A 25,048-nucleotide genomic window follows, 5' to 3' on the forward strand; every position below is an offset into this window, starting at 1 on the left:
TCAGCCGGAGGTGCCCGCCCGGTAGCCGACGCCCCGGACGGTGGTGACGATGCGGGGGTTCTCCGGGTCCTCCTCGACCTTCGCCCGCAGTCGCTGCACGTGCACGTTCACGAGGCGGGTGTCCGCCTTGTAGTGGTAGCCCCACACCTGTTCGAGCAGCATCTCGCGCGTGAACACCTGCTGCGGCTTGCTCGCGAGGGTCAGCAGCAGGTCGAACTCGAGCGGGGTGAGGTTGATGCGGTCGGTGCCGCGGCGCACCTCGTGCCCGGCGGCGTCGACCGTGAGGTCGCCGATCTGCAGCAGGCCGTTGTCGCCGGCGCTCGGCCGGAGGCGTGCCCGGATGCGGGCGACGAGCTCCTTGGGGTTGAACGGCTTCACGACGTAGTCGTCCGCGCCCGACTCGAGGCCCTTCACGACGTCGGCGGTGTCCGACTTCGCGGTCAGCATGATGATGGGCGTGCCGGACTCGGCGCGGATCTGCTCGCAGACCTGGATGCCGTCGAGCGTCGGCAGCATGAGGTCGAGCAGCACGAGGTCGGGACGGCTCTCCCGGAAGGCGCCGAGGGCCTCTCCCCCGTCCGCGCAGAAGGTGGGCTCGAGGCCCTCGGTGCGCAGGACGATGCCGATCATCTCCGCGAGTGCCGTGTCGTCGTCGACTACGAGGATCCGCGGGGTGCCGGCTGGCGTGTCGGTCATGGTGCCCACAGTGTATTCCGCGCGGGGCACCCGTCGACCGATGCCCACAGGCGGGCGCCAGCTCGGCCCCGAACGGGGACGGCATCGCCCGCCGCCGCTGTGCCACGATTGGAGGGTGACCGATACGGGCAGCTCGGACTGGCAGTCCCCGAGCGGCGGGCCGGAACGGCCGCGCTACGGCGAGTACGCGCCCGCGGGCGCGACGCCCTCCCCCGCTCCCTCCCTCTACGAGGTGCCGGGCGGTCCCGTCGGCTGGGCCCCACCGCCGAAGCCGGGCATCATCCCGCTGCGCCCGCTCGGATTCGGCACGCTGCTGACGGCGCCGTTCACGATGCTGCGCCGCGGCGCCGGCATCCTCGGCCTGTCCTTCCTGCTCCAGTTCGGCGTGCTTCTCGTCGGCGGCGGCATCGTCGCCGCCATCGTGTTCGCGGGCTTCGGCCGCATCACCGACTTCGACGACCCCGACCAGCAGCCCCTCGTGGCCGGCGCGGTCGTCGGCTCCGTGCTCGGCGGGCTCGCCCTCCTCGTGCTCAGCTACGTCGTCTCCGCCCTCCTGCAGGGCATCGTCGTCGACGCGGCGGCGCGGGCGACGCTCGGCGAGAAGCCGACCGTGAAGGGCGTGTGGCCGCGCGTGAAGCCGCGCCTCGGCCGCCTCGTCGGGTGGACGCTGCTGCTCGGGCTCGCGCTCATCGTCGTGGTCGCGGTCCTCGCCGGCGTCGTCCTGCTCGGCGTCGCGCTGGGTCCGGTCGGCATCGGCGTCGCCGTCACGGTGGCGATCCTGCTCGGCCTCGGCGCGATCGTCGCCGGCGTCTGGGTCTTCACGAAGCTGTCGATCGTGCCGAGCATCCTCGTGCTCGAGCAGTCGACCCTGCGGGGTGCGATCGCCCGCTCCTGGCGCCTCACGGACGGCTTCTTCTGGCGGACCTTCGGCGCCCAGGCACTCGTCACGGTCATGCTGTCGGTCGCCATCCAGATCATCACCACGCCGATCTCGCTGCTGCAGTTCGGCGCCGTGCTCATCGATCCCAACGGCACGGGCAGCGGCATCGCGGTCGCCGTGCTCGTGCAGGTGCTCACGGTGGTCGTGTCGATCCTCGGCGGCGCGGTGAGCGCGTTCGTGGTCTCCTCGCTCGTCGCGCTGATCTACCTCGACCTGCGCATGCGCAAGGAGGGCCTCGACCTCGTGCTGCAGCGCCACGTCGAGAGCGGCGTTCCGGGGGCGGACCCGTTCGCCCCCGGAGCGGCGTGACGCCGGTTCCGCTGCTCGCCGCCAAGGTCCCGGTCGAGCCCGACGGCGACGAGGGCCGTCGCTGGCTGCTCGACGAGCTCGGCAAGCCGGTGTACCAGGAGGCCCGGCCCACGTGGTTCGATCTCGTGTCGCAGGCGATCATCGACTGGATCAACGACCTGCTCGCCGGCGCGACCTCCGGCTCGGGAGCCGTCGCCCTCGTGATCGTGGTCCTGATCGTCGCCGCCCTGCTCGTCGGCGCGTTCCTCGTCTTCGGCCGCCCGGCGCTCAACCGCCGCAGCCGGGCCGGAGACGCGCTCTTCGGCGAGGACGACACGCGCGTGGCGGCCGAGCTGCGCTCCTCCGCCGAGCGCGCCGCCTCCGCCGGCGACTTCACGACGGCCATCCAGGAGCTCTTCCGCGCCCTCGCGCGGGGCATGGCGGAGCGCACCCTCCTCGACCTCTATCCCGGCATGACCGCCCGCGGCTTCGCCCGCGAGGCGGCCCGGCCCTTCCCGGGCCACGCCGAGCAGCTCGCCGCGGTCGCCGCCGACTTCGATGCGGTCCGCTACCTGGGCCGCGCCGGCACCGAGGAGCAGTACCGCCGCGTGGCCGAGCTCGAGCGCGAGCTGCGCACCGCGCGTCCGGCCGGGCTGGTCGCCTCGTGACGACGAGGATCCCGAGCGCGCCGGCCGAGGCCGATTCCGCCGGAACGAGGGCGAGCGCCGCCACGCCCACCGTGCGGCAGTGGCTGCGCAGCACCCGCTTCTGGATCGTCCTCGGCGCCGCCGTGCTGCTCGTCGCGGTCGTCTGGACGCTCATCTCGGGCGGCGTGCGCGCCGGAGAGCCGTTCGCATCCGACAATCCCGGCCCGCCCGGGGCGATGGCCCTCGCCGAGGTCCTCCGCCAGCAGGGCGTCGAGGTGACGGCGGCCGAGTCCTTCGCCGAGGCCCGCCGCGCGGCCGGAGACCCCGCGGACACGACCCTCCTCGTCTACGACACCGGCTTCTTCCTCGACCCCGACCGCATCGCGCAGCTCGGCGACCTCGCCGACCGCATCGTGCTCGTCGAGCCCACGGCCGACCTCCTCGAGGGCCTGGCGCCGTCCGTCGCGTTCGCGGGCGTCCCCGCGAGCGAGGCCGCCGTCGACCCCGAATGCGCGCTGCCCGCCGCCGAGCGCGCGGGCGCGATCACGCCGGGGAGCGCGGCCGTCCAGCCCGCGAAGGCTGGCGACGACGGCGGGATCTGGTGCTACCCCGCCGGGGATGGCGGCTTCCTGCTCGCCCAGGTCGAGACGGAGGGCGCGACGGTCACCGTGCTGCCCGCCGCGGCGCCCTTCGACAACGAGCACATCCTCCAGGCGGGCAACGCCGCCCTCGCCCTCAACCTGCTCGGCGCGACCGGCGAGCTCGTCTGGTACCTGCCGGGCCTGCTCGACCTCCCCGTGGGCGAGGACGCGCCGAGCCTCGCCGACCTCACTCCCGAGTGGGTGACGCCGGTGCTCCTGCTGCTCCTCGCGGTCTTCGTCGCGGCGGCCGTGTGGCGCGGTCGCCGGCTCGGTCCGCTCGTCGTCGAGAACCTGCCCGTCGTCGTCCCCTCCGGCGAGACGATGGAGGGGCGCGCCCGCCTCTACCAGCGCTCGTCCGCGCGGCGCCGGGCCCTCGACGCGCTCCGGGTCGGCGCGATCGGGCGCATCGCGTCCTCGCTCGGGCTGTCCCGCACGGCGACCGTCGACGAGGTGGTGCACACCGCGGCGCGCGCCCTCGGGCGCCGCGAGGACGAGGTGCGCCGCATCCTGCTCGATGCCGACCCCGCCACCGACGCCGACCTCGTCCGCGACAGCGACGCCCTGCTGCGCCTCGAGCGCGACGTCGCCGCCGCCACCGACCCCCGCACGTCCGCCCCGCACGGCGGCCCCGCCCCGCACGGCCGTCCCTCGCACGGCCGTCCCGCGCAAGGAGAGAACCGATGACCGACGAGCTCCGCCAGAGGCTCCGCGATGTCCGCACCGAGGTCGGCAAGGCGGTGGTCGGGCAGGACGGCGCCGTGACGGGCCTCATCGTCGCGCTGCTCGCCCGGGGCCACGTGCTGCTCGAGGGCGTGCCCGGCGTCGCGAAGACCCTGCTCGTGCGCACGCTCAGCCACACGCTGCAGCTCGACACGAAGCGCGTGCAGTTCACGCCCGACCTCATGCCGGGCGACGTCACCGGTTCGATGATCTTCGAGGGCGGCGAGTTCGTGTTCCGCGAGGGGCCGGTGTTCACGAACATCCTGCTCGCCGACGAGATCAACCGGACGCCGCCGAAGACGCAGTCGTCGCTGCTCGAGGCGATGGAGGAGCGCCAGGTCTCGGTGGACGGGCAGACCCGCCCGCTGCCCGCGCCGTTCCTCGTGGCGGCGACGATGAACCCGATCGAGTACGAGGGCACCTACACGCTGCCGGAGGCGCAGCTCGACCGCTTCCTGCTGAAGCTCGTGCTCGACGTCCCGCCGCGCGAGACCGAGTTCGAGGTGCTGCGCCGCCACGCGGCCGGCTTCAACCCGCGCGACCTCGCGGCCGCCGGCGTGCGCGCCGTGCTCGGAGCGGACGAGCTCGCGCAGGCGCAGGCGGCGGTCGCTCGGGTGGGCGCCGCGGAGGACGTGATCGGCTACACGGTCGACCTCGCCCGCGCGACCCGCACCTCCCCCTCGGTGAAACTCGGCGTCTCCCCCCGCGGTTCGACCGCGCTGCTCGCCGCCGCGAAGGCGTGGGCGTGGCTGCAGGGCTTCGACAGCGTCACGCCGGACCACATCCAGGACATGGCGCTGCCCGTCCTGCGCCACCGCATCCAGCTCCGCCCGGAGGCCGAGCTCGAGGGCGTGTCGGTCGACGCGATCCTCCGCTCGATCCTCGCCCAGGTCCAGGTCCCGATCTGATGCGCGGGCCCGTGCGTAACGAATCGAGGAGATCCGGGCCTGGAGGGGCCCAGATCCGCATGCGGTCGCGCAGTGGCGGGTGTGTCTCCTTGATCTGTTGCGCCTCGACCGGATGCGGGGCCGCCTGATGGCCGTCACCGGGCGGTTCGTGCTGCTCGTGCTGGCGGGCGTCGTGCCCGTGCTCCTGCTCAGCCTCGCCACCGAGGCGGGCGGGTGGGCCCTGCTCGGCTGGCTGCTGCTCGCCGTCGTGCTCGGAGTCGCCGACCTCGCCGCGGCCGCGTCGCCCCGCTCGGTCCTCCTGGCCCGCGACGTGCCCGCGCGCATACGCCTCGGCGAGACCGCCCGTGCCCGGCTGTTCGTCACCAACACGGGCAGCCGGACGCTGCGCGCGCTCGTGCGCGACGCGTGGCAGCCGTCCGCCGGCGCGGCGGCCAGCCGGCTGCGCCTCACGGTGCCGCCCGGAGAGCGGCGGGCCGCCGACATCGACCTGACCCCGTTCCGCCGGGGCGAGCGCCGCACCGAGCAGGTCACCATCCGATCCGTCGGTCCTCTCGGGCTGTGGGCACGCCAGGCGACCCTCAACGCGCCGGGCTCTCTCTGCGTTCTGCCGCCCTTCCACGCCCGGCGGCACCTCCCGTCCCGCCTCGCCCGCCTCCGCGAGCTCGACGGCCGGACGAGCGTGATGGTGCGCGGCCAGGGCACCGAGTTCGACTCCCTCCGCGAGTACGTCCGCGGCGACGACGTGCGCTCCATCGACTGGCGCGCCACCGCCCGTCGCGGCGGCAGCCCGGCCGGCCAGCAGGTGATGGTGCGCACCTGGCGTCCGGAGCGCGACCGCCGCGTCGTCGTCGTGCTCGACACGGGACGCACCTCCGCCGCCCGTGTCGACGACGAGCCGCGGCTCGACACGGGCTTCGAGGCGTCCCTGCTGCTCGCCGCCCTCGCCACGCGCGCCGGCGACCGCGTCGACCTGCTCGCCTACGACCGTCGCATCCGCGCCCGCTTGCACGGCTCGACCGGGCCGGAGCTGCTGTCCCGGATGGTGGACGCGATGGCGCCGCTCGAGCCGGATCTCATCGAGACGGACTGGACCGCCGTGCCCGCGCAGGTCCGTGCCCTGACGTCGCAGCGGTCACTCGTGGTGCTGCTCACCTCGATCGATGCGAGCGGCTCCTCCCGCGGGCTGCTGTCCGTCCTCCCCCAGCTCACCCGGCAGCACGTCGTCGTGGTCGCGTCCGTCACCGATCCCGGCGTGCTCGCCGCGACCCTCGACCGCCGCACCCGCGACGCCGTCTACCGGGCGGCGGCCGCCGAGCGCGCGCTCCTCGACACCGAGCGGGTCGCGGCCGCGATCCGCCGCCTCGGCGCCGACGTGGTCACGGGCGCACCGGCCGACCTGCCGCCCGCCCTCGCGGACCGCTACCTCGCCCTGAAGGCTGCGGGCCGCCTCTGACCTGACCGACGCGCCCTGGCGGCTGCAACAGCACGACCGTCTTGCAACGGCACGCGGTTGCAAGACGGTCGTTCGGTTGCGAGGGCCGCCTGCCGCGGCGGTCTCAGCCCGCGACGATCCGGCGGGCCCCCGCCTCGAAGGCACCGAGGTCGCCCGTCTCCCCTGCCCGCACCGCACGGCGGCCGAGGACGAGCATGTAGGCGAGGAAGGCGGCGAGCGCGGCGCCGCCGATCGTCATCTTCAGCCACCACGGCAGCGGCGACGGCGTGACGAAGCCCTCGATGATGCCCGACACGAACAGCACGAGCACGAGTCCGACGGCGACCGTGAACAGTGCGCGGCCGTCCTCCGCGAGCGCCTGGCCGCGCGTCCGCGGGCCTGGCGCGATCCAGGCCCAGAAGATGCGCAGGCCCGCCGCGGCCGCGACGAACACCGCCGTCAGCTCGAGTATGCCGTGGGGAAGGATGTACTCGAAGAACACGTCGCCACGGTCGTAGGCGAACATGACGCCGCCCGCGATGCCGACGTTCTGCGCGTTCGAGAAGACGACGTACGGCACCCACACCCCGGTGATGCCGAAGGCGACGCACTGCGCGGCGATCCACGCGTTGTTCGTCCAGACCTGACCGGCGAACGACGCCGCCGGGTTCTCCTTGTAGTAGTCGACGAACTCGTCCTCGACGTACCGCCGCAGGTCCTCGTCCGCGCCGAGGTTCGCGAGCACGCGCGGGTCCTGCGCCACCCAGACGCCGTAGAGCATGCCGATGACGACCGTCGCGAGCGCGACGGCGAGCGTGATCCAGCGGATGCGGTACAGCGCCGCCGGCAGCTGCGCGCCGAAGAACAGCGGGAGCTGGCGCAGCAGGTTCGCCCCGGCGCCCGTGAATCGGAGCCGGGCGCGGGACAGGATCACCGACAGCCGGTCGCCGACCACCGTCGAGCCCGCCGTCGTCTTGATCGCCGACAGGTGGCTCGCCGCCGTCTGGTACCGCTCGATGAGCTCGTCCGCCTCCGCGCCGCTCAGCCGCGGCTTCCGCCCGAGCTCCTCCAGCCGATCCCACTCCTCGCGGTGGGCGGCGGTGTAGGCGTCGAGGTCCACGCCTACGATGATGGCATGGCGGATGTTGGCCCCGACGACGAGCTGATCGTCGGCGAGGCCGTGGCGCTGGACGTCCGGCCGGCCAGCTTCATCCTGCGGGCCGCGGGCGCCGCCATCGACTTCCTCGTCGCCATCGCGGTGATGTTCGCCTTCGTGCTCGGGTTCTCCTTCGCGTTCGGCGACCTCGTCGACAGCGCCCTGTTCGCGGCGCTCACGATCGGGATGCTCGTGACGGTCACCGTGCTCGTCCCGGTCGTGGTCGAGACCGTCACGCGCGGGCGCTCCCTCGGCAAGCTGGCGATCGGCGCGCGGATCGTCCGCGACGACGGCGGGGCCATCGGCTTCCGGCACGCCTTCATCCGGGCGCTCACCGGCGTCCTCGAGATCTACCTCACCGCGGGCGGTCTCGCCGCCCTCGTCGGTCTCCTCAACCCGCGCGCGAAGCGGCTCGGCGACCTTCTCGCCGGCACCTACTCGCAGCACGAGCGCGTGCCGCGGGTGATCGAGCCCGTGTTCGGCGTGCCGGAGGCGCTGGAGGCCTGGGCGCGGACCGCGGACGTCGGGCGCCTGCCCGACCGCCTCAGCCGCCGGGTGGCCGCGTTCCTCAAGCAGGCGAACCGGATGACGCCCGTCGCCCGTCAGCGCCTGGCGGCCGAGCTGGCGGCCGAGGCGGCGCCGTACGTGTCGCCGCTGCCCGAGAACGCCGACCCGGAGTACTTCCTCGCCGGGGTCGCCGCGCTCCGCCGCGACCGCGAGTACCGCGCCCACGTCCTCGAGCAGGAGCGCCTGGCCCGCCTCGACCCGGTGCTCACGGGCCTGCCCCACGGCTTCCCGTCCCGGGACGGGTAAGCCCCGCCCCAGGGCGGGGGCGTGGAGACGCTGAGCGGGAATCATTAGTCGGGCTAATGACTTAACGTCAACGAGATGGTGAACGGAACGGATCCCGGCGACGAGCAGGAGCCGGCCGACTCGTGACCGCGACCTTCCGCTCCCTCCGCTGGCTGAACTACCGCCTGTGGTTCCTCGGCGCGCTGGTGTCGAACATCGGCGCCTGGATGCAGCGCACCGCGCAGGACTGGATCGTCCTCGTCGAGCTCACGGCTCAGGATCCGCTGGCGGTCGGCGTCACGATGGCGCTCCAGTTCGGCCCGATGCTCGTGATCGGCCCGTTCGCGGGACTGCTCGTCGACCGCTTCCCCGGGCGGCACGTGCTCGCGGTGACGCAGGCCGCGCAGGCGCTGCTCGCGCTCGGACTGGGCGCGCTCGTGCTGTCCGGCACCGCGCAGCTGTGGATGGTGTACGGCTTCGCGCTCCTGCTCGGCATCGTCACCGCGGTCGACAACCCCGCCCGCCAGACGTTCGTCGCCGAGCTCGTGCCCGCCTCCGACCTGCCGAACGCGGTCGCGCTCAACGCGGCGTCCTTCAACTCCGCCCGCCTCGTCGGCCCCGCGGTGGCCGGTGTCACGACCGCCGCGATCGGCTCCGGATGGGTGTTCATCCTCAATGCCGTCACGTTCGCCGCGGTGCTGCTCGCCCTGGCCGCGTTGCGGCGCCAGGAGCTGCAGCCGGTCGCCCGCGCCGAGCGCGGTCACGGCGGGCTGCGGGAGGGACTCCGCTACGTGAAGGGCCGTCCCGACATCCTGGCGATCCTCGCGATGGTGTTCCTGATCGGGACGTTCGGGTTGAACTTCCCGATCTTCACCAGCACGATGGCGCGCATCGAGTTCGGCAAGGGGGCCGGGGAGTTCGGTCTCCTGTCGTCCGTCCTCGCGATCGGCTCGGTGATCGGGGCCCTCCGTGCGGCGAACCGGAACCTGCCCCGCCTCCGCTACATCGTGCTCGCCGCCGCCGCGTTCGGGCTCTTCTGCGTTGTCGCGGCGCTCATGCCGAACTACGTGACGTTCGCGATCTCGCTCGTGCCGATCGGGCTCGCCTCGATGATCATGACGACGACTGCGAACTCCTACGTGCAGACGACGACCACGCCGTCCATGCGCGGCCGCGTGATGTCGCTGTACATGGCGGTCTTCGCCGGCACCACCCTGATCGGCGCTCCGGTCGTCGGCTGGGTCGCCGGGCTCTACGGCCCGCGCTGGGCGCTCGGCGTCGGCGCCCTCTCCGGCTTCGCGGCCGCCGCGGTGGGCGTCGCATGGTTCCTGTCCTCGCACCGCGTGCGCCTCGGCCGCTGCCCGTCGGCCCGCTGGGGCGTGAAGCTGCGGATCGACGCGGAGCTCGCCGCGTCCCGCTGAGCGCGCCCCTACCCCGCCGAGCGCGCCCCGAAACGCCGAGCGCGCCCCGTGCCCGAGGTGCTCTCGGTGCAGCGGGGCGCGCTCGGCGTGCTCGAGTGCGGCTCAGTAGCGGTAGTGCTCCACCTTGTAGGGGCCCGCGGGGTCGACGCCGATGTACTTCGCCTGCGCGGGGGTCAGCTCGGTGAGCTCCACACCGAGCGCGTCGAGGTGCAGGCGCGCCACCTTCTCGTCGAGGCGCTTCGGCAGCACGTGCACCCCCACCGGGTACTCCTCCGGCCGCGTGTACAGCTCGATCTGCGCGAGCACCTGGTTGCTGAACGAGTTGCTCATCACGAACGACGGGTGACCGGTCGCGTTGCCGAGGTTCATCAGGCGCCCCTCGGAGAGGACGAGCACGCTGCGGCCGCTCGGCAGGCGCCACTCGTGCACCTGCGGCTTGATCTCGACCTTCTCGGCCTGGCCGGTGGCCGCGAGGCCCTCGAGGCCGGCCATGTCGATCTCGTTGTCGAAGTGGCCGACGTTGGCGATGATCGCGAGGTTCTTCAGGCCGAGGATGTGGTCGAGGGTGACGACGTTCTCGTTGCCGGTCGCGGTGATGAGGATGTCGATCTGCGGCAGCACCGACTCGAGGCGGGCGACCTGGTAGCCGTCCATCGCCGCCTGCAGGGCGTTGATCGGGTCGACCTCGCTGACGATGACGCGCGCGCCCTGGCCGCGGAGCGCCTCGGCGGCGCCCTTGCCGACGTCGCCGTAGCCGACGACGAAGGCGACCTTGCCGCCGATCAGCACGTCGGTGGCGCGGTTGAGGCCGTCAGGCAGCGAGTGGCGGATGCCGTAGCGGTTGTCGAACTTGCTCTTCGTCACCGAGTCGTTGACGTTGATCGCCGGGAAGAGCAGCTTGCCGTCGCGCGCGAGCTCGTAGAGCCGGTGAACGCCCGTCGTGGTCTCCTCGGTGACGCCCCGGATGTCGGCCGCGATGCGGGTCCAGCGCTGCGGGTCGCGGTCGAGGGACCGGCGGAGGAGGTCGAGGATGACGTGGTACTCGGCGCTGTCCCCATCGCTGTCGGACGGCACGCGGCCGGCGCGCTCGAACTCGGCGCCCCGGTGCACGAGGAGGGTCGCGTCACCGCCGTCGTCGAGGATCATGTTCGGGCCGGTGAAGGTCTCGCCGGCGGCGGCGGCCTCGGTGGTCCAGTCGAAGATCTCCTCGGCGCACTCCCAGTACTCGGTGAGGCTCTCGCCCTTCCAGGCGAACACCGGGACGCCGGCGGGCGCATCCGGCGTGCCATTCGGACCGACGACGATCGCGGCGGCCGCCTCGTCCTGGGTGGAGAAGATGTTGCAGCTCGCCCAGCGGACCTGGGCGCCGAGCGCGACGAGGGTCTCGATGAGGACGGCCGTCTGCACGGTCATGTGTAGGGAGCCGGCGATGCGGGCGCCGGCGAGGGGCTTCGAGTCGCCGTACTCGGCGCGCAGCGCCATCAGGCCCGGCATCTCGTTCTCGGCGAGGCGGATCTGGTGACGGCCGGACTCGGCGAGGCCGATGTCGGCGATGCGGTACTGCAGCCCGCTCTCGGTGGTGGCGGTAGCGGTGATGCTCATCCGGTCATTCTCCCATTCGCGCCCGTCCTGCCGCAGGCGTCCCGTAGTGCAACGGCGCGAGCGCGGGAACCCATTCCCGTTCAGCAGGAACTCGCCGCGAATCCCCGCTCGTCAGGGACGCCGCGCCTGCTCGTGGACAGCACCTCGCCAGCGTCTTCAGCAGGAACGGAAGTTCCTCAGCAGGCAGATTCGGTCCGGTTTCGCCTGCTGAGCCGCTCCTGCGCCTGCTGAGGACGAGCCGTTCCTGCTGAGGACCCTCGGGTACTTGGCGACCCCGCACAGGACGGGTTCAGCAGGAGCCGAAGTGCCTCAGCAGGCAGAATCGGACCTGTTTCGTCTGCTGGACCGCGTCCGTTCCTGCCGAGCACCGCAGCGGTTCCTGCTGGGGACGAGCCGTTCCTGCTGGAGAGTCGGGATTCCGTCCGCGCCGCCGCGGTTCCTGCCGGCCCCATGCAAGACCGGTTCAGCAGGCGCCGACGCAGCTCAGCAGGCAGGTCAGGGTGTGTTTCGCCTGCTGGACAGCGTCCGTTCCTGCTGAACCACGCCGCCCAGCCCCTCGGGCGCGCGATCAGGCGTCGAAGTCGGGGGCGAGCGAGACGTGGCGCATGATCGACCAGCCCTGCGGAGCGGACAGGCGCTCGGCGTGCACCTCGCAGAGGTCGTAGCTGTGCGGCTCCGCCTTGTTGCTGAGGGGGCCGAGCACCGCCATCGAGTCCGCGTACACGTAGGTCAGAGTCGCCACTGCCTCGCGCCGGCAGCCCGTCCGGGAACACGGCCTCTTGCTCATATTCCGTTCAGGATAGCCGCCCCCGAAGGCGCGAGTAGCATGTGCGCATGCCTCGCTCACGATCCGCGGCGGGACGGGTCCGGGCTCCTCGGGCTCGGGGACTCGACCGCCACGGCCGCGGGCTCCGGTCCTCCGTCACGGGACCCCACCTGCCCATGCTGCGCGGGCGCATCGACGTCTTCGAGGAGGCGGTCGCCGACACCGCGGAGTACCTGCGCGGACTGTGGCCGGAGCTCGACCAGGTGAGCTTCGAGATCGCCGGCATCCCCCGCGCGGTGAGCGGACCGGCGGTGGACCGTTGGACGGTGCTCCCCCGCGAGAACCGGATCATCCTCTACCGCCTGCCCATCGAGCGGATGTCGAAGCTGCACGTCAACGACGAGACGCACCTCCGCATGCTCGTCGAGGGATGCGTGCTCCGCGCCGTCGGCGAGCTGCTGGGACGCGACCCCTGGGATCTCGCGCCCGACCGCTTCCGGCACCCCTGATCCGAGCCGGCGTCCCCGCGGGTCGTGCGGACACGGCACGACGGTCTGCCGGGGGTGCAGCTGTCCGCAGCCCCCGCGAGCGGCGCGGCCGGCGCTCAGTGGTAGACGGTGAGCGGCGTCGCGAGCGGATTCGCGGGACGCACGGGCGTGGCCGCGAGTTCGGCGTCGCCCGCGTAGGTGACCGACGCGGACACCCCGCCGCCGCCCGCGAGCACGTACATGGCGTTCGGGGCGAGGTCGACGCCGGCGCTCGCACCGGGGGCCAGCTCGATCGCCTGCTGACTGCCGCCGCCCGTGAGCGTCAGCGTGACGGTCGCGTCGCCGGGGTTCACGACGGCGAGCCGCGGGGAGGCGGCATTCGCGACCGCGATCGCGGCGGGCCCGGACAGCGGTCCGCCGGCGGAGAACCAGGCCAGGTCGACGCGCTCGCCGTCCTGCACCTGCACGTCGGTGAGCGGTCCGTCGACGTCGAAGCCGATGCCCGACTCCTCCGACTCCTCGGCGTCGGAGCCCGACCCGGAGCCCGAGTCCGACGCGGCGGACTCCTCGTCCTCGTCCTCGCCGTCCGCGGGCGGCGCGACCGTGGAGGCGCGCGCGGCGGCGACGACCGGCTCGGTGGCGGTGACCGTGACGGTGTAGGTGCCGTCGTCGAGCCCGGTGAGCGGCACGTCGAGCACCCGACCGGCATGGGCGTGCACGTCGACGGAGGTGCCGGTGCCGCCCGCGCTCTCCGGCGCGACGCCGATCGACAGCTCGGTGTCCGCGCTCGGCGCGAGGATGCGGACCACCGTCTGCACGTCCTGCGAGCCGCCCACCTGTGAGCGGGCGGTGGCCGCCTCCGCGGTGGTGATGCGGACGCCGGGGATCACCTGCGTCGTGGCGGGCGCGGCGGTGCGGCCCACGACGTCGACGCCGCCCGGCTCGAGTCCGCGGACCACCGCGTGCTGAAGGGAGGCGGTGACGAGCCCGCCGCGGCTGCGCACCTGCACCGCGAGCTGCGACGCGCCGGGGGCGTAGCCGGCGAGGGACAGCGCCTTCTGGCTGCGCGGCGGCACGACGAGGTCCTGCACACCCGGCGCCTCCACGGGACCGTCGGCCGTGTAGAGCACGAGGTCGACGTTCGCGGCGACATCGTTGGGGTTCGCGAGCAGCAGCATGCTGGTCCGCCCCGTGTCGGTCGCGCCGGCGACCACCCAGCTGGAGGCGGCGCCCTCGGTGCAGCCCGCGACGGCGAGGCCTGCGACGTCGGCAGCGGACGCGACCTGGGCCTGGGCGCCCGCGAGAAGCTGATCGTCCGCCCCAGCGCTCGGGGCCGTGATCACGGTGGAGGCGACGCCGTCCGCACGCGCGGCGACGTCGATGTCGGCCAGCGGGAACCAGGCGGCGCCCCAGACCGCGACCGTGCCGGCGGTCACCTCGGGGGCGCCGAACGTGTTGACGGTGGTCACGTCCTGCCCGAACTCGTCGCCGAGGCGGACGAGCGGCCCCGGGCAGGCGCGGTACTGATCGACCGCGGCCGGCGTGACGTCGACACCGGCGACGGCGGGCGCGGGCGCGGGCAGCAGCGCGCCGCCGAACACGAGGACGGCAGCTCCGCCGACTGCGACGATGCCGGACGCGACCCGGCCGCCGATGCGCAGAGCGCTACTCGCCATGGTCGCCTCCGAAGGCCAGGGTCGGCATGGTGCGCACCGGCACCGCGGCCGGGCTGCGGCGGCCGGCCTGCAGGCCCGAGCCGCGGCGGGCCTCCCGCTCGGGCCGCCACCAGTCGGCGAGTCCGCCGGTGGGCAGCGCGAGCAGCAGGGTCACGAGGAGCACGAGGAGCTGCATGCCGAGGATGGCGCCGCCTAGCGCGGTGTCGAAGCCGCCGGGTCCGCTCGGCGCGGCGGCGGGCATCCCGGCGTCGAGACCGGCGTAGCGCCACAGGGTGCCGTGCTCGGTCGAGGTGACGGGCGCGAAGAGCGGGTTGGCGTCCATCGCGGCGGCGGTGCGGTCGTGCACGACCCTCGTCTCCCGGGTGCCCGGGGCGAGCAGCACGTAGCCGATCCGCTGCGCCTCGAGCACGGGAACGGGGTCGTAGCCGCTGCGGGACGCGAGGTTGGCGGCGAGCGACGGGAGGTCGGCGCCGAGCGCGGCGTCCGGCGGCGCGGCGGAGTAGAGGGTGCTCTGCTGCTCGAGCGTCTCGCCCGAGCCGCGCTCGACGGAGGCGCTGATGCCGCTGCCGCTCTGCGCCTCGAGGACGAGGGTGCCGGTGGTGGGGTCGGTGGCGGCGCCGGCGGTCACGAGAGCGGGAAGGGTGCGCGGAGCGCCCGGGACCGCGCCTCCTGCGCCGGTCGCGACGGCCCAGACGAGGGGGACGACAGCGGCCGCGATGCCGACCGCGGCGAGCCCGCCGAGGGTGACGCGTGCGGTCCGCGCGAGCACTCGGTGTCCGGCGGAGAGCCCGATGACGGCCGCGCCGACGAGGCCGAGCCAGGTGAGGCTCAGCGCGGCGCCCGGCCAGGGCGTCACGGCGGCCTCGCCCGCGGCGCCGACGGCGACCCGCACGGCGAGGACGGCCGTCGCGAAGCCGGTGGCCGCGACAGCCAGAGCGGCCGCGGCTCGGGCGGCACCCGGCAGGACGACGGAGGCGAGCGCCAGCGCGAGCAGCGGCAGGAGGAGGACGACGGCGAGGACCTCTCCGGCGGCGGGATCGAGCACGCCCCACTTCGCCCAGCCGGTCGAGCCTGCGCCGGGAAGGCCGACGAGGAACGCGAGAGAGGTCAGCACGGAGTTCGGCTCGGTGGTCGCGGCGAGCGGCACGCCCGGATCGGCGAGGACACCGAGCGGCGTGCCCTGGAGGACGTGCTGGACGCCGAGGGGCAGGAAGAGGGCGAGCGCCGGGATCGGCAGGCCGACGAGCCGGTGCCAGCCGCGACCGCGTCGACCGGCGGAGGCGAGAGCCACCGTGGTGAGCAGCCAGAGGGCGAGCAGCGGCACCCAGAGGGACGGCGCACCGGCGAGCACCCCGGCGGCGAGCAGCGATGCGGTCGCCGCCGCAACCCAGGACCGACGGGCGGTGCTCAGGGCGAAGAAGAGCCACGGCAGCAGCAGGTGGGCGACGACCGCGCCGAGCCTGCCCTGGTCGAGCGCGACCAGGAGGGTCGGCGCGAGCGTCCAGGCCGCCGCCGCGATCCCGCGGAGGCCGGCGCTCGCGGTGAGGCGGGCGGCGGCGAACCAGGCGCCGGCCGCGGCGAGGGGCAGGGCGAGGACGTAGAGGAGCACGATGGAGTAGGACGGCGACCAGAACGTGACCGTGCCGAGCAGGGCGAGGATCCAGTTGAAGGGATCCGCGACACCCACGAAGCCGTCGCCGAGGCCGCGCCAGGCGTAGCCGAGCGAGCCCCAGAGCTCGCCGACGCCGCCGAGCGGCAGCAGGCCGGGAGCGGCGACGCCCGCGGCGCCGAGCAGCGGGACGTGCAGAGCGAGCCCGAGCAGGGCGGCGACGAGGACGACGGCCGCTCCCCCTCCGGCGAGGAACCGGATCTCGTGCCGGCCCGCGCGCCGGGCCGACGTGGCGTCCTCGCGGGCGAGCGCGCGGCGGCGCCGGATCTCGGCCCACGGCAGCCGGAGCGCCTCGATCGCGGTCCAACCGAGCGTCCGCTCGCGCTTCAGCCGCTTGCGCGCCGCCGGGACCGAGGCGGCGTGCCCGAACGCGACGGCGAAGGCGGCGCCGAACTCGCCGAGGACGCTCCCGGGCTGCTTGCGGAGCAGCTGGCCGAGGGCCCGCAGGATCGCGAGCGGCACGAGCGAGAGCCAGTGCAGCGGCAGAGCGAGCGGGGGCGAGTAGACGAGGCGGCGGTGCAGCTGGGCGGCGCGCTCCAGATACGACCGGCGCGTGCGGGACGTGCGCGGGCCGAGGACGGCGGTGCCCGGCGAGCGCCGGCCGGCGGACAGCACGCGGGCGTCGGGCACGAGGCTCACCCGGTGCCCGGCGAGGCGCGCGCGGACGCAGAAGTCGAGGGCGTCGTCGACCGCGGGCAGCGCGGGATCGAACCCTTCGAGGCGGGTCCAGACACGGTGGCGGACGAGCATCCCGGCGGCGGAGACGCCGAGGACGTCGCTCTCCCGGTCGTACTGGGCCTGGTCGAGCAGCGGCTCGGCGAGCTCGACCGCGGTGCCGAACCGGGTCATGCTCTCGCCGAAGGAGTAGAGGTAGTCGGGGTCGGCCCACTGCATGAGCTTCGGACCGGCGACCGAGACGGACGGCGAGATCTCGACGGCGGCGAGCATCGCTCGCAGCGCGTCCGGATCGGGCGCGTTGTCGGCGGCGAGGAGCCACAGCCACTCGCCGTCGGTGGAGGCGGGTGCGAGCACGCGCGCCGCCGCCTTCACGGCGTCCCCGAACGACAGGGACGAGGGCGCCGCGACATGCTGCACGCCGAGCAGGCCGGCGGGATGCTCGGTCACGCGTGAGCTGGCGCCGATGTCGACGATCACCGTCTGGTCGGGCGGTCGCGTCTGCTCGGCCAGGGCCTCGAGCGTGCGGTCGAGATACGCTCCCCCGTCATGGGCGACGAGGATCGCTGTCACTTTCGGCCGCACAGGGTCACGCTAGGCGCGGCGTCCCCCGCATCCGGGGAGGACACCCCGGGAGGCGGCGAGGATGCGCGGGCGACGGCCGCGCACAGCCCGGCGAACTGCCGGACAGAGGCAAACAGAAAGGGACGCCCCGGAGGGCGTCCCTTTGTGCTGTGATCCCGGCTCAGACGGCCAGCTTGCGGAGCTTGCGGCGCTCACGCTCGCTGAGGCCGCCCCAGATGCCGAAGCGCTCGTCGTTCTGGAGCGCGTACTCGAGGCACTGGGCCTTCACCTCGCAGCTCGTGCAGATCTTCTTGGCCTCACGGGTCGAGCCGCCCTTCTCCGGGAAGAACGCCTCGGGGTCGGTCTGGGCGCACAGTGCGTCGCCCTGCCAGGCGAGGGCATCCTCGTCCTCGGGCTGGGCGGCCTTGCGAACTCCGGGAACGCCGAGGCGGACCGGGTCGACGAACCAGTCCCCAGGAACCCCACTCCTGATCTCAGTGATAGCCATTGAAAAGTCTCCCCATGTGCACGCTGAGCTGGGTGCTCGTGTGCGTCTGAGGTAATTACAACCGTGGAATTACACCCACGTCAAGAGGCGGACGTTAGACCCTCAACCAACGGTCAAGGGTCGCGACGCGCCGGTAACAGAACGGAAATACAGGCGCAAATCGGAGTGCTTCCAGGCGCGCCTCAGGGCGCTTTCAGCGAGCACGAAGAGAAGAAGGAGAGGCGCACGTAGCGCGTCAAGCGGACGCGCCGCGCCGGGCCTCCCAGGCGCTCGAGACCATCTCGCTCAGGGTGTGCCGCATCGCCCAGCCGAGGTCGCGTGCCGCGAGCTCCCCGGTGGCCACGATGCGCGCTGGATCGCCGGGGCGGCGCGGCGCCACCTCCGGCTCGAAGTCGATGCCGGTGCCGGCCGCCATCGCGGTCATGATCTCCCGCACCGAGACGCCGTCGCCGCTGCCGAGGTTGTAGACGCGCTCGACGGGCAGGCCCTCGTCGAGCCGCTTGGCCGCCTCCACATGGGCCTTCGCGAGGTCCTGCACGTGGATGTAGTCGCGGACGCAGGTGCCGTCGGGCGTCGGATAGTCGTCGCCGTAGATTTTCGGCGTCCGCCCGTCGAGCAGCGCCTCGAAGACGAGCGGGAACAGGTTGTGCGGGCTCGCGTCGTAGAGGTCCGGGTATCCGGAGCCGACGACGTTGAAGTAGCGGAGCGACGTGTGCTGCAGACCGGTGGCCCGGCCCTGGTCGCGGAGCAGCCACTCCCCGATGAGCTTCGACTCCCCGTAGGGCGACTCGGGGAGCGTCGGGGTCTCCTCTGTGACGAGGTCGGTGTCCGGCGTGCCGAAGACGGCCGCGCTCGAGGAGAAGACGATCTTGTCGACGCCGGCCTCGGCCATCACACCGAGCAGCGTCGCGGTGCCGGTGACGTTCTGCTGGTAGGTGTGCAGCGGGCGCTGGACGGACACCCCCGCGTACTTGAAGCCGGCCAGGTGCACGACGCCCGAGATCTCGTGGTCCTCGAAGAGCTGCGTCATGCGCACCCCGTCGAGGATGCTCGCCCGCACGAACGCCGCGTCGTCGCGCACGAACTCGCGGATGCCGCTCGAGAGGTCGTCGAGGACGACGGAGGCGATCCCCGCCTCGGTGAAGGCCCGAACGACGTGGGCTCCGATGTAGCCGGCGCCGCCGGTGACCAGCCATGCCATGCGGCCAGCCTATCGACGCCGGATGGTCCACCGTCACGGCGAGGAGCCGGCACCGCCTCCGGCGGCCTCAGCGGGTCGACCACTGCGGATACTCCTCGGCATGGCTGCCGGGCGGCGCGGACCGGGGGCCGTAGCCGTCGGTGCGCAGAGCGCCGACCGTGTCGAGGATCGCGGCGGCCGAGAGGAGGAGCAGAAGGGAGAAGAAGAGGAGCATGGCAGGAACGCTATGGTCGCGGAGAAGCCGCCACGAGTGGCAGGATTGACGCACTTCGTGCATTTACCGCCACACTGGGTCCGACTGCGTCGCAGCGCCCGACAGGACAAGAGGAAGGGGCCCCGGTTGCTCCGGAAGATCGTCTGCATCGCCCTCCCCGGCATGGCCCACTTCGAGTTCGGCACCATCACCGAGGTGTTCGGGATCGACCGCACCGACATGGGCGGCCCGGGCTTCGAGTTCCACGTCGTCGCGGCCGACCCCGGCCCCGTGCCGACGAAGCACGGCCTCAAGCTGTACGTCGACGAGCCGCTCTCGGTGGCCGAGGACGCGGACCTCGTCGCCATCCCCGCCTACCTGTGGGAGGGCTTCGACGACCGCGTGCTCGACGTGATCCGGCGCGCAGCCGCACGCGGCGCCTGGGTGCTCAGCGTCTGCAGCGGCGCCTTCTACCTGGCGGAGGCCGGCATCCTCGACGGCAAGCGCGCGACGACGCACTGGATGTACACGGATCGCCTCGCCGACCGCTACCCGGCCATCGACGTCGACCCCGACGTGCTGTTCGTCGAGCAGGGCAACATCGTGACGGGGGCGGGCACCGCGGCCGGGATCGACGCCGCCCTGCACATCGTGCGGAAGGAGCTGGGCGCCGGCGCCGCCAACGTCATCGCCCGGCGCATGGTCATCCCGCCGCAGCGCGACGGCGGCCAGGCGCAGTACATCGGCACGCCCGTCCCCGAGGTCCGGACGGACTCCTTCGCCGAGGTGATCGACTGGATGCTCGAGCACCTCGCGGAGGACCTCACGATCGAGCAGCTCTCGCGGCGGGCGCTCATGTCGACCCGCACCTTCGCGCGCCGCTTCCGCTCGGAGACGGGCGCCACACCGGCCGCCTGGCTCAACCGCCAGCGGATCATCCGCGCCCAGCAGCTGCTCGAGGAGACGACGCTCGGCCTCGAGCAGATCGCCCAGCGCACGGGCTTCGGATCGGCCGCCGTCATGCGGCACCACTTCGTGAAGGTGCTGCAGACGAGCCCCCTCGCCTACCGCCGCACCTTCGGGGCCACGGTGCCCGCCGGCGAGGAGGAGCTGCAGAGCGCCTGACCCCCGGAACGGCGGCCGGAGCGGCCGGCGGCACGCCGCGCACTCCCGCCTCGCAGGAGGGTTGAGCAAACCTCAGGGCGGCTCTGGGCTTTTTCTCAGATTCCTCTAGCGGAGCGGCTTCGCGCGCTGATATGTTCGCGCCGCGCCGTTACCCGAGCGGCGCGGGCTCTTGACGGCTACCCACCGTGCGCCCTCGCCTTCTGCCCTGAAGGACCCACCAATGACGGTAGGACGAAGCCGCCGCGCGGTCTCCACTGTTGCCATCGCATCCACCCTCGCCGGCGGCCTCGTGTTCGTCGGCACCGCCCCCGCCTTCGCGGAGCCGGGCGGGGTGGTGATCTCCGAGCTCAACTACCACGCCGTGTCCGACCTGGACGGCGACGACTTCATCGAGCTGGCGAACACCTCGGACGCGCCGATCGACATGTCCGGCTGGGCCTTCTCGGCCGGCATCACCGGCGTCTTCCCGGCCGGCACGGTGATCCCCGCCGGCGGGCGCTTCGTCGCCGGCAAGGACGCGGTTCAATTCCAGGCCACCTACGGCTTCGCGCCGGACTTCGTCTACGGCGGCAACCTCAGCAACGGCGGCGAGCAGGTGTCCCTGTCCACCGCCGACCCGGTGGCGAACCCGACGGCCGTGCTCATCGACACCGTGACCTATGCGGACGTGGCGCCCTGGCCCGGCTCCCCCGACGCACAGGGCCCCTCGCTCGAGCTGCGCGACCTGATGTCCGACAACACCGTCGCCGAGAACTGGGGCCCGAGCACCGGCACCGGCGGCACCCCCAAGGCCAAGAACTCCCTCGAGGGCTCGAGCGCCCCCGGCACGATCAGCGACGTGGCGGCCAGCCCGCAGCGTCCGGCCCCGAACCAGGCCGTGCAGGTCACCGCGAAGCTGCCGACCGGCGCGACCGCCACCCTGAAGTACAAGGTCATGTTCGGCGCCGACGTCTCGGTTCCCTTCGTCGACGACCTCGCCAGTCCGGGCGGCGCGAACGACGGCGTCTACGCCGCATCCATCCCCGGTCAGGCCGCCGGCAGCCTGATCCGCTACCGCATCGAGGCGACCGCCGGCGGTCAGCCGGTCTCGTTCCCGGTCGCGGGCGACACCATCAACTACAAGGGCGTCGTCGTCACCAACCCCGCGGCGAGCACCGAGCTGCCGACCATCGAGTGGTTCATGGAGGACTCGGTCTACGAGGACCTCCGCGCGAACCACCGCGAGGACGACGTGCAGGGCGCGGCCGTCTGGTCGTACAACGGCGAGGTCATCGACAACGTCCTGATGAATATCCGCGGCGGCACCTCGCGCACCCTCGACAAGAACAACTGGAAGGTCGAGCTGCCGAAGGGCTACGAGTGGACCATGGGCGGCGCGCTGCCCTACCCGCTCGACGAGTTCGCTCTGCAGAACTACGTGAACCCGTACGCCGACATGGCGTGGCAGACGGTCGACGAGGCCGGCGCCCGCGGGCTCACGATCCTGCCGGTGCGCACCCAGCGCAACGGCTCCTTCTGGAGCCTCGGCCGCATCATGGAGACCGAGGACGGCGCCTGGCGCGATGCGCAGGGCGTGGACGACTGGGCCATCTACAAAGGCGACGGCGGCGCCGTCGGCCGCTCCACCTCCGCCGCCACGCTCGCCGCGTCGGGCTGGCTCGACAAGAAGACCCGCGAGGACGAGGACTTCACCGACGTCTGGACCCTCAGCAACACGGTCGACGCGGCCCCGTCCGCAGCACAGCAGGCGTGGATCTACCAGAACGTCAACGTGCCCGAGCTGATCAATTACATGGCGATCAACTCGATCACTCGGCACTACGACAGCGGCTGGCACAACTGGTGGCTCGCCCGCGACACCGAGGGCACCGGCCGCTGGGAGATGTGGCACTGGGACCTCGACCTGACCTTCGGCCCGCCCTCCGCCGACGGCAAGGGCACCTTCCTCACCCCCGACTCGGGCAACAACTTCACCGAGGCGATGCTCGCCTACCCGGAGTTCCGGGAGATGTTCCACCGGCGGCTGCGCACCCTCGCGGACCAGTTCCTGCCGGTCGGCGAGTACGAGGCGCTCCACGACACCATCCGTGACCGGACGCTGCAGGAGTGGCGCCTCGACAACACGGCCTGGGGCACGCGCAACTCCTTCTACACCCCTGAGCGCAGCCGGGCCCGTCTCCTCGAGGGCCTCACGGATCGCCGCAACGTGATCAACAGCAACACGGCGCCCAACGGTCCGGTGCCGACCTCCCAGTCGGCGGACGCGGCGGTCGTGATCAACGAGATCATGTACAGCTCGGCCAACGCGAGCGGCGACTGGCTCGAGCTGGCCAACCCGTCGAACACGGCGGTGGACATCTCGGGCTGGACGATCAGCGACGGCATCAACCTCACCGTCCAGGCGGGCACCGTCATCCCCGCGAACAGCCGCATGGTGTTCGTCGAGGACGACGCGGCCTTCCGCGCCGCCTACCCGGCCGGCAACCGCCTCGTCGGCGGCGAGTTCGGCGGCGGCCTGTCCGCCAACGGCGAGACGCTCACCCTCAAGGCCGGCGACCGCGTCGTCGACGCCGTGACCTACGGCGCGGCAGCGCCGTGGCCCGCGGCCACCGGCGGCCCCTCGCTGGAGCTGGTGAGCCCGACGGCCGACAACGCCGACCCGGCCAACTGGCGCGCCACCGCAGGCGCCAACGGCACCCCGGGCCTCGCCAACGCCGGCGCCACGCCGAACAACCCCGCCCCGACCGCGTCGTTCACCAACACGGTGAGCGGACTCCAGGTCAGCGTCGACGGCAGCGCGTCCAGCGACACGAACGGGACGATCGCGTCCCACTCGTGGAACTGGGGCGACAACACCGCCGCCGGCACGGGCGCCACCGCCACCCACACCTACGCCACGGCGGGCACCTACACGGTGACCCTCACCGTGACGGACAACGGCGGCGCGACCGCGACGAGCACCGCCTCCGTCACGGTGGGCGGCACCACCCCGCCGCCCACCGGCACCCTCGCCGCCGACACCTTCGGCCGGACCAGCACCAACAGCCTCGGCACCGCCGAGGTCGGCGGCGCCTGGACCGTGACCGGGACGTCGTCGAACTACGCGGTCAACAACGGCACCGCGAAGTTCACCACCGCGGCCGGGTCGGAGCGGATCGGATACCTCAACGGCGTTTCGTCGACCAGCACCGACCTGCGGCTGAGCGCGTCCTTCACCCGCCCGTCGAGCGGCACCGCCTACCTCGGCGTCTACGGCCGGCGCATTGGCAGCGACCACTACCGCGCCCGCGCCACGGTGAACGCGAGCGGAGCGGTCGCCCTGCAGCTGCAGCGCGGCACCACCACCCTGCGCTCGGGCACGGTGACGGGCCTGACGTTCAACACCGGCGACACCCTGCAGTTCCGAGTGCAGGTGACCGGCACCAACCCGACCACGTTCCAGGCCAAGGTCTGGAAGGCGGGCGGCACGGAGCCGGCGAACTGGACGCTGACCACGACCGACACCACCGCCGCCCTCCAGGCGGCCGGCTCGATCGGGCTCTACTCCTACTACAGCAGCGGCTCGACCCCGAGCCCGCTGGTCGTCAGCTGGGACAACCTCTCGGCGAGCTCGGTGGGCGGCGGCACGCCGACCAACACGCCCCCGCAGGCGTCGTTCACGAGCACCGCGAACGGCCTCACGGCGAGCTTCAACGGCTCGGGCTCGACGGATGCCGACGGCACCATCGCGTCCTACGCCTGGCAGTTCGGCGACGGCACGACCGGCACCGGAGCGACTCCGAGCCACGCCTACGCCACGGCCGGCACCTACCCGGTGACGCTCACGGTGACCGACAACGGCGGCGCGACGCACTCCGTCTCCCGCCAGGTGACGGTCGCGTCCACCCCGCCGGCGAACGCGGCTCCCACGGCCTCGTTCACCACCACGGTGGCCGGGCTCGGCGTGAACGTGAACGGCAGCGGCTCCACCGACTCGGACGGCACCATCGCGTCCTACTCGTGGAACTGGGGCGACAACACCGCGGCCGGCACCGGCGCGACGGCGACCCACACCTACGCGGCGGCAGGCACCTACACGGTGACCCTCACCGTCACGGACAACGGCGGCGCCACCGCGACGACCACCCGCCAGGTGACCGTCACCTCCGCTCCCCCGGCCGGCGGCCCGCTCGCCGCGGACACCTTCGGGCGCACCGCGACGAACAGTCTCGGCACGGCGGAGACCGGCGGCGCCTGGACCGTCTCCGGAACGGCCTCCAACTACTCGGTGAACGGCGGGACGGGCAAGTTCTCGACCGCGGCGGGCGCCGAGCGGATCGCCTACCTCAACTCCGTCTCGTCGAACAGCACCGACCTCCGGGTCAGCGCGGCGTTCAACCGGCAGACCACGGGCACCGTCTACCTGGGCGTCTACGGCCGCCGGGTGGGCACCGAGTTCTACCGGGCCCGCGTCGTGGTGAGCGCGAGCGGGGCCGCCACGCTGCAGCTGCAGCGGGGCACCACGACCCTCCGGTCGATCACGATCCCGAACGTGAGCTTCGCGACCGGCGACACCCTCCAGTTGCGTCTTCAGGTGACCGGCACCAACCCGACGACCATCCAGGCCAAGGTCTGGGAGGGCGCCACGGAGCCGACCGCCTGGACGCTGACGACCACCGACACGACCGCCGCCCTCCAGACGGCCGGATCGATCGGGCTGTACTCCTACTACAGCAGCGGCTCGACCCCGAGCCCGGTCGTCGTCAACTGGGACAACTTGACCGCCTCCCGGGTCCAGTGAACCTCAGTCGGCGGGGCGGGAGGCCCGCCGGCTGAGCCAACGGAGGTCCCCGGTGCTCCGCCCCTGCGGCGGACACCGGGGACTTCCATGTCTGCGGCCGCCCTCAGCAGGCCCGTCCTTCGGTTCAGCAAACACCGACGTGCGGTTCAGCAGGCACGGA

19 protein-coding genes are annotated in these 25,048 nt (G+C 72.9%); 10 read left to right on the forward strand and 9 right to left on the reverse strand.

Annotation, left to right across the window (positions count from 1 at the left end; genetic code table 11):
- Positions 1 to 696: an MtrAB system response regulator MtrA gene (mtrA, locus tag J3P36_RS06925; RefSeq protein WP_210506460.1), complete on the reverse strand. Its 696-nt coding sequence runs from the start codon at positions 694 to 696 to the stop codon at positions 1 to 3.
- A 115-nt stretch (positions 697 to 811) separates the two neighbouring features.
- Between mtrA and J3P36_RS06930 the strand changes: the two genes are divergently transcribed.
- The 5 genes from J3P36_RS06930 (at position 812) to J3P36_RS06950 (ending at position 6,293) form a co-directional block, all read left to right on the forward strand.
- Positions 812 to 1,945, forward strand: coding sequence for a hypothetical protein (locus tag J3P36_RS06930; protein WP_210506461.1), 1,134 nt, complete (start codon positions 812 to 814; stop codon positions 1,943 to 1,945).
- Complete coding sequence (locus J3P36_RS06935) at positions 1,942 to 2,592, forward strand: DUF4129 domain-containing protein (protein WP_210506462.1); 651 nt, start codon at positions 1,942 to 1,944, stop codon at positions 2,590 to 2,592. Before J3P36_RS06930 ends, J3P36_RS06935 begins: the two co-directional genes overlap by 4 nt.
- Positions 2,589 to 3,896, forward strand: a complete 1,308-nt coding sequence (locus J3P36_RS06940; RefSeq protein ID WP_307806977.1) for a DUF4350 domain-containing protein — start codon at positions 2,589 to 2,591, stop codon at positions 3,894 to 3,896. The genes J3P36_RS06935 and J3P36_RS06940 overlap by 4 nt, the downstream gene beginning before the upstream one ends.
- Complete coding sequence (locus J3P36_RS06945) at positions 3,893 to 4,840, forward strand: MoxR family ATPase (RefSeq protein ID WP_210506463.1); 948 nt, start codon at positions 3,893 to 3,895, stop codon at positions 4,838 to 4,840. The genes J3P36_RS06940 and J3P36_RS06945 overlap by 4 nt, the downstream gene beginning before the upstream one ends.
- Before the next feature lie 127 nt (positions 4,841 to 4,967).
- Complete coding sequence (locus tag J3P36_RS06950) at positions 4,968 to 6,293, forward strand: DUF58 domain-containing protein (protein ID WP_210506711.1); 1,326 nt, start codon at positions 4,968 to 4,970, stop codon at positions 6,291 to 6,293.
- Between the two features lie 103 nt (positions 6,294 to 6,396).
- On the opposite strand, the gene J3P36_RS06955 is transcribed toward J3P36_RS06950, so the two are convergent.
- Positions 6,397 to 7,392, reverse strand: coding sequence for a stage II sporulation protein M (locus tag J3P36_RS06955; RefSeq protein WP_210506464.1), 996 nt, complete (start codon positions 7,390 to 7,392; stop codon positions 6,397 to 6,399).
- A 15-nt stretch (positions 7,393 to 7,407) separates the two neighbouring features.
- Here J3P36_RS06955 and J3P36_RS06960 point away from each other — a divergent pair, with 15 nt between their 5' ends.
- Both J3P36_RS06960 and J3P36_RS06965 read left to right on the forward strand, forming a co-directional pair.
- On the forward strand, positions 7,408 to 8,241 hold the full coding sequence (locus J3P36_RS06960) for an RDD family protein (RefSeq protein WP_210506465.1): 834 nt from the start codon (positions 7,408 to 7,410) through the stop codon (positions 8,239 to 8,241).
- Positions 8,242 to 8,363: 122 nt separating this feature from the next.
- A complete protein-coding gene (locus tag J3P36_RS06965; protein ID WP_210506466.1) occupies positions 8,364 to 9,641 on the forward strand; it encodes an MFS transporter in 1,278 nt (425 codons plus the stop codon).
- 102 nt (positions 9,642 to 9,743) lie between these two features.
- Here J3P36_RS06965 and ahcY read toward each other — a convergent pair whose 3' ends face one another.
- On the reverse strand, positions 9,744 to 11,243 hold the full coding sequence (gene ahcY / locus J3P36_RS06970) for an adenosylhomocysteinase (RefSeq protein WP_210506467.1): 1,500 nt from the start codon (positions 11,241 to 11,243) through the stop codon (positions 9,744 to 9,746).
- A gap of 568 nt (positions 11,244 to 11,811) precedes the next feature.
- Positions 11,812 to 12,030 carry a DUF3499 family protein gene (locus tag J3P36_RS06975; RefSeq protein WP_210506468.1) on the reverse strand — a complete coding sequence of 73 codons (219 nt, stop codon included), beginning with the start codon at positions 12,028 to 12,030 and terminating at the stop codon, positions 11,812 to 11,814.
- 47 nt (positions 12,031 to 12,077) lie between these two features.
- On the opposite strand from J3P36_RS06975, the gene J3P36_RS06980 reads away from it, so the two are divergent.
- Complete coding sequence (locus J3P36_RS06980) at positions 12,078 to 12,518, forward strand: metallopeptidase family protein (RefSeq protein WP_210506469.1); 441 nt, start codon at positions 12,078 to 12,080, stop codon at positions 12,516 to 12,518.
- 95 nt (positions 12,519 to 12,613) lie between these two features.
- Here the strand turns inward: J3P36_RS06980 and J3P36_RS06985 are convergent, their stop codons facing one another.
- The 5 genes from J3P36_RS06985 to J3P36_RS07005 all read right to left on the reverse strand — a co-directional run bounded on the left by J3P36_RS06985 (position 12,614) and on the right by J3P36_RS07005 (position 19,004).
- Positions 12,614 to 14,173 carry a DUF5719 family protein gene (locus J3P36_RS06985; protein ID WP_210506470.1) on the reverse strand — a complete coding sequence of 520 codons (1,560 nt, stop codon included), beginning with the start codon at positions 14,171 to 14,173 and terminating at the stop codon, positions 12,614 to 12,616.
- On the reverse strand, positions 14,163 to 17,102 hold the full coding sequence (locus J3P36_RS06990; RefSeq protein ID WP_210506471.1) for a glycosyltransferase family 2 protein: 2,940 nt from the start codon (positions 17,100 to 17,102) through the stop codon (positions 14,163 to 14,165). The genes J3P36_RS06985 and J3P36_RS06990 overlap by 11 nt, the downstream gene beginning before the upstream one ends.
- Positions 17,103 to 17,262: 160 nt before the next feature.
- Positions 17,263 to 17,589, reverse strand: coding sequence for a WhiB family transcriptional regulator (locus tag J3P36_RS06995; protein ID WP_210506472.1), 327 nt, complete (start codon positions 17,587 to 17,589; stop codon positions 17,263 to 17,265).
- A 235-nt stretch (positions 17,590 to 17,824) separates the two neighbouring features.
- Positions 17,825 to 18,790, reverse strand: a complete 966-nt coding sequence (gene galE / locus J3P36_RS07000) for a UDP-glucose 4-epimerase GalE (protein ID WP_210506473.1) — start codon at positions 18,788 to 18,790, stop codon at positions 17,825 to 17,827.
- A gap of 67 nt (positions 18,791 to 18,857) precedes the next feature.
- A complete protein-coding gene (locus J3P36_RS07005) occupies positions 18,858 to 19,004 on the reverse strand; it encodes a hypothetical protein (protein ID WP_210506474.1) in 147 nt (48 codons plus the stop codon).
- A gap of 126 nt (positions 19,005 to 19,130) precedes the next feature.
- On the opposite strand from J3P36_RS07005, the gene J3P36_RS07010 reads away from it, so the two are divergent.
- Positions 19,131 to 20,108 (forward strand): helix-turn-helix domain-containing protein, encoded by a 978-nt coding sequence (locus J3P36_RS07010; RefSeq protein WP_210506475.1) that lies wholly within the window; start codon positions 19,131 to 19,133, stop codon positions 20,106 to 20,108.
- Between the two features lie 220 nt (positions 20,109 to 20,328).
- A complete protein-coding gene (locus tag J3P36_RS16545; protein ID WP_210506476.1) occupies positions 20,329 to 24,888 on the forward strand; it encodes a PKD domain-containing protein in 4,560 nt (1,519 codons plus the stop codon).
- The last annotated feature ends 160 nt before the right edge of the window (positions 24,889 to 25,048 follow it).

It is taken from the genome of Naasia sp. SYSU D00057, from assembly GCF_017916505.1.
In the GTDB taxonomy this organism is placed as follows: Bacteria; Actinomycetota; Actinomycetes; order Actinomycetales; family Microbacteriaceae; genus Naasia.

Coding starts and splice junctions, on each gene's coding strand:
- J3P36_RS06975 (WP_210506468.1), bottom strand. CDS start 12,030: ATGAGCAAGAGGCCGTGTTCCCGGACGGGCTGCCGGCGCGAGGCAGTG.
- J3P36_RS07005 (WP_210506474.1), bottom strand. CDS start 19,004: ATGCTCCTCTTCTTCTCCCTTCTGCTCCTCCTCTCGGCCGCCGCGATC.
- J3P36_RS06950 (WP_210506711.1), top strand. CDS start 4,968: ATGGCCGTCACCGGGCGGTTCGTGCTGCTCGTGCTGGCGGGCGTCGTG.
- galE (WP_210506473.1), bottom strand. CDS start 18,790: ATGGCATGGCTGGTCACCGGCGGCGCCGGCTACATCGGAGCCCACGTC.
- J3P36_RS06960 (WP_210506465.1), top strand. CDS start 7,408: ATGGCGGATGTTGGCCCCGACGACGAGCTGATCGTCGGCGAGGCCGTG.
- J3P36_RS06980 (WP_210506469.1), top strand. CDS start 12,078: ATGCCTCGCTCACGATCCGCGGCGGGACGGGTCCGGGCTCCTCGGGCT.
- ahcY (WP_210506467.1), bottom strand. CDS start 11,243: ATGAGCATCACCGCTACCGCCACCACCGAGAGCGGGCTGCAGTACCGC.
- J3P36_RS06985 (WP_210506470.1), bottom strand. CDS start 14,173: ATGGCGAGTAGCGCTCTGCGCATCGGCGGCCGGGTCGCGTCCGGCATC.
- J3P36_RS06945 (WP_210506463.1), top strand. CDS start 3,893: ATGACCGACGAGCTCCGCCAGAGGCTCCGCGATGTCCGCACCGAGGTC.
- mtrA (WP_210506460.1), bottom strand. CDS start 696: ATGACCGACACGCCAGCCGGCACCCCGCGGATCCTCGTAGTCGACGAC.
- J3P36_RS06995 (WP_210506472.1), bottom strand. CDS start 17,589: ATGGCTATCACTGAGATCAGGAGTGGGGTTCCTGGGGACTGGTTCGTC.
- J3P36_RS16545 (WP_210506476.1), top strand. CDS start 20,329: ATGACGGTAGGACGAAGCCGCCGCGCGGTCTCCACTGTTGCCATCGCA.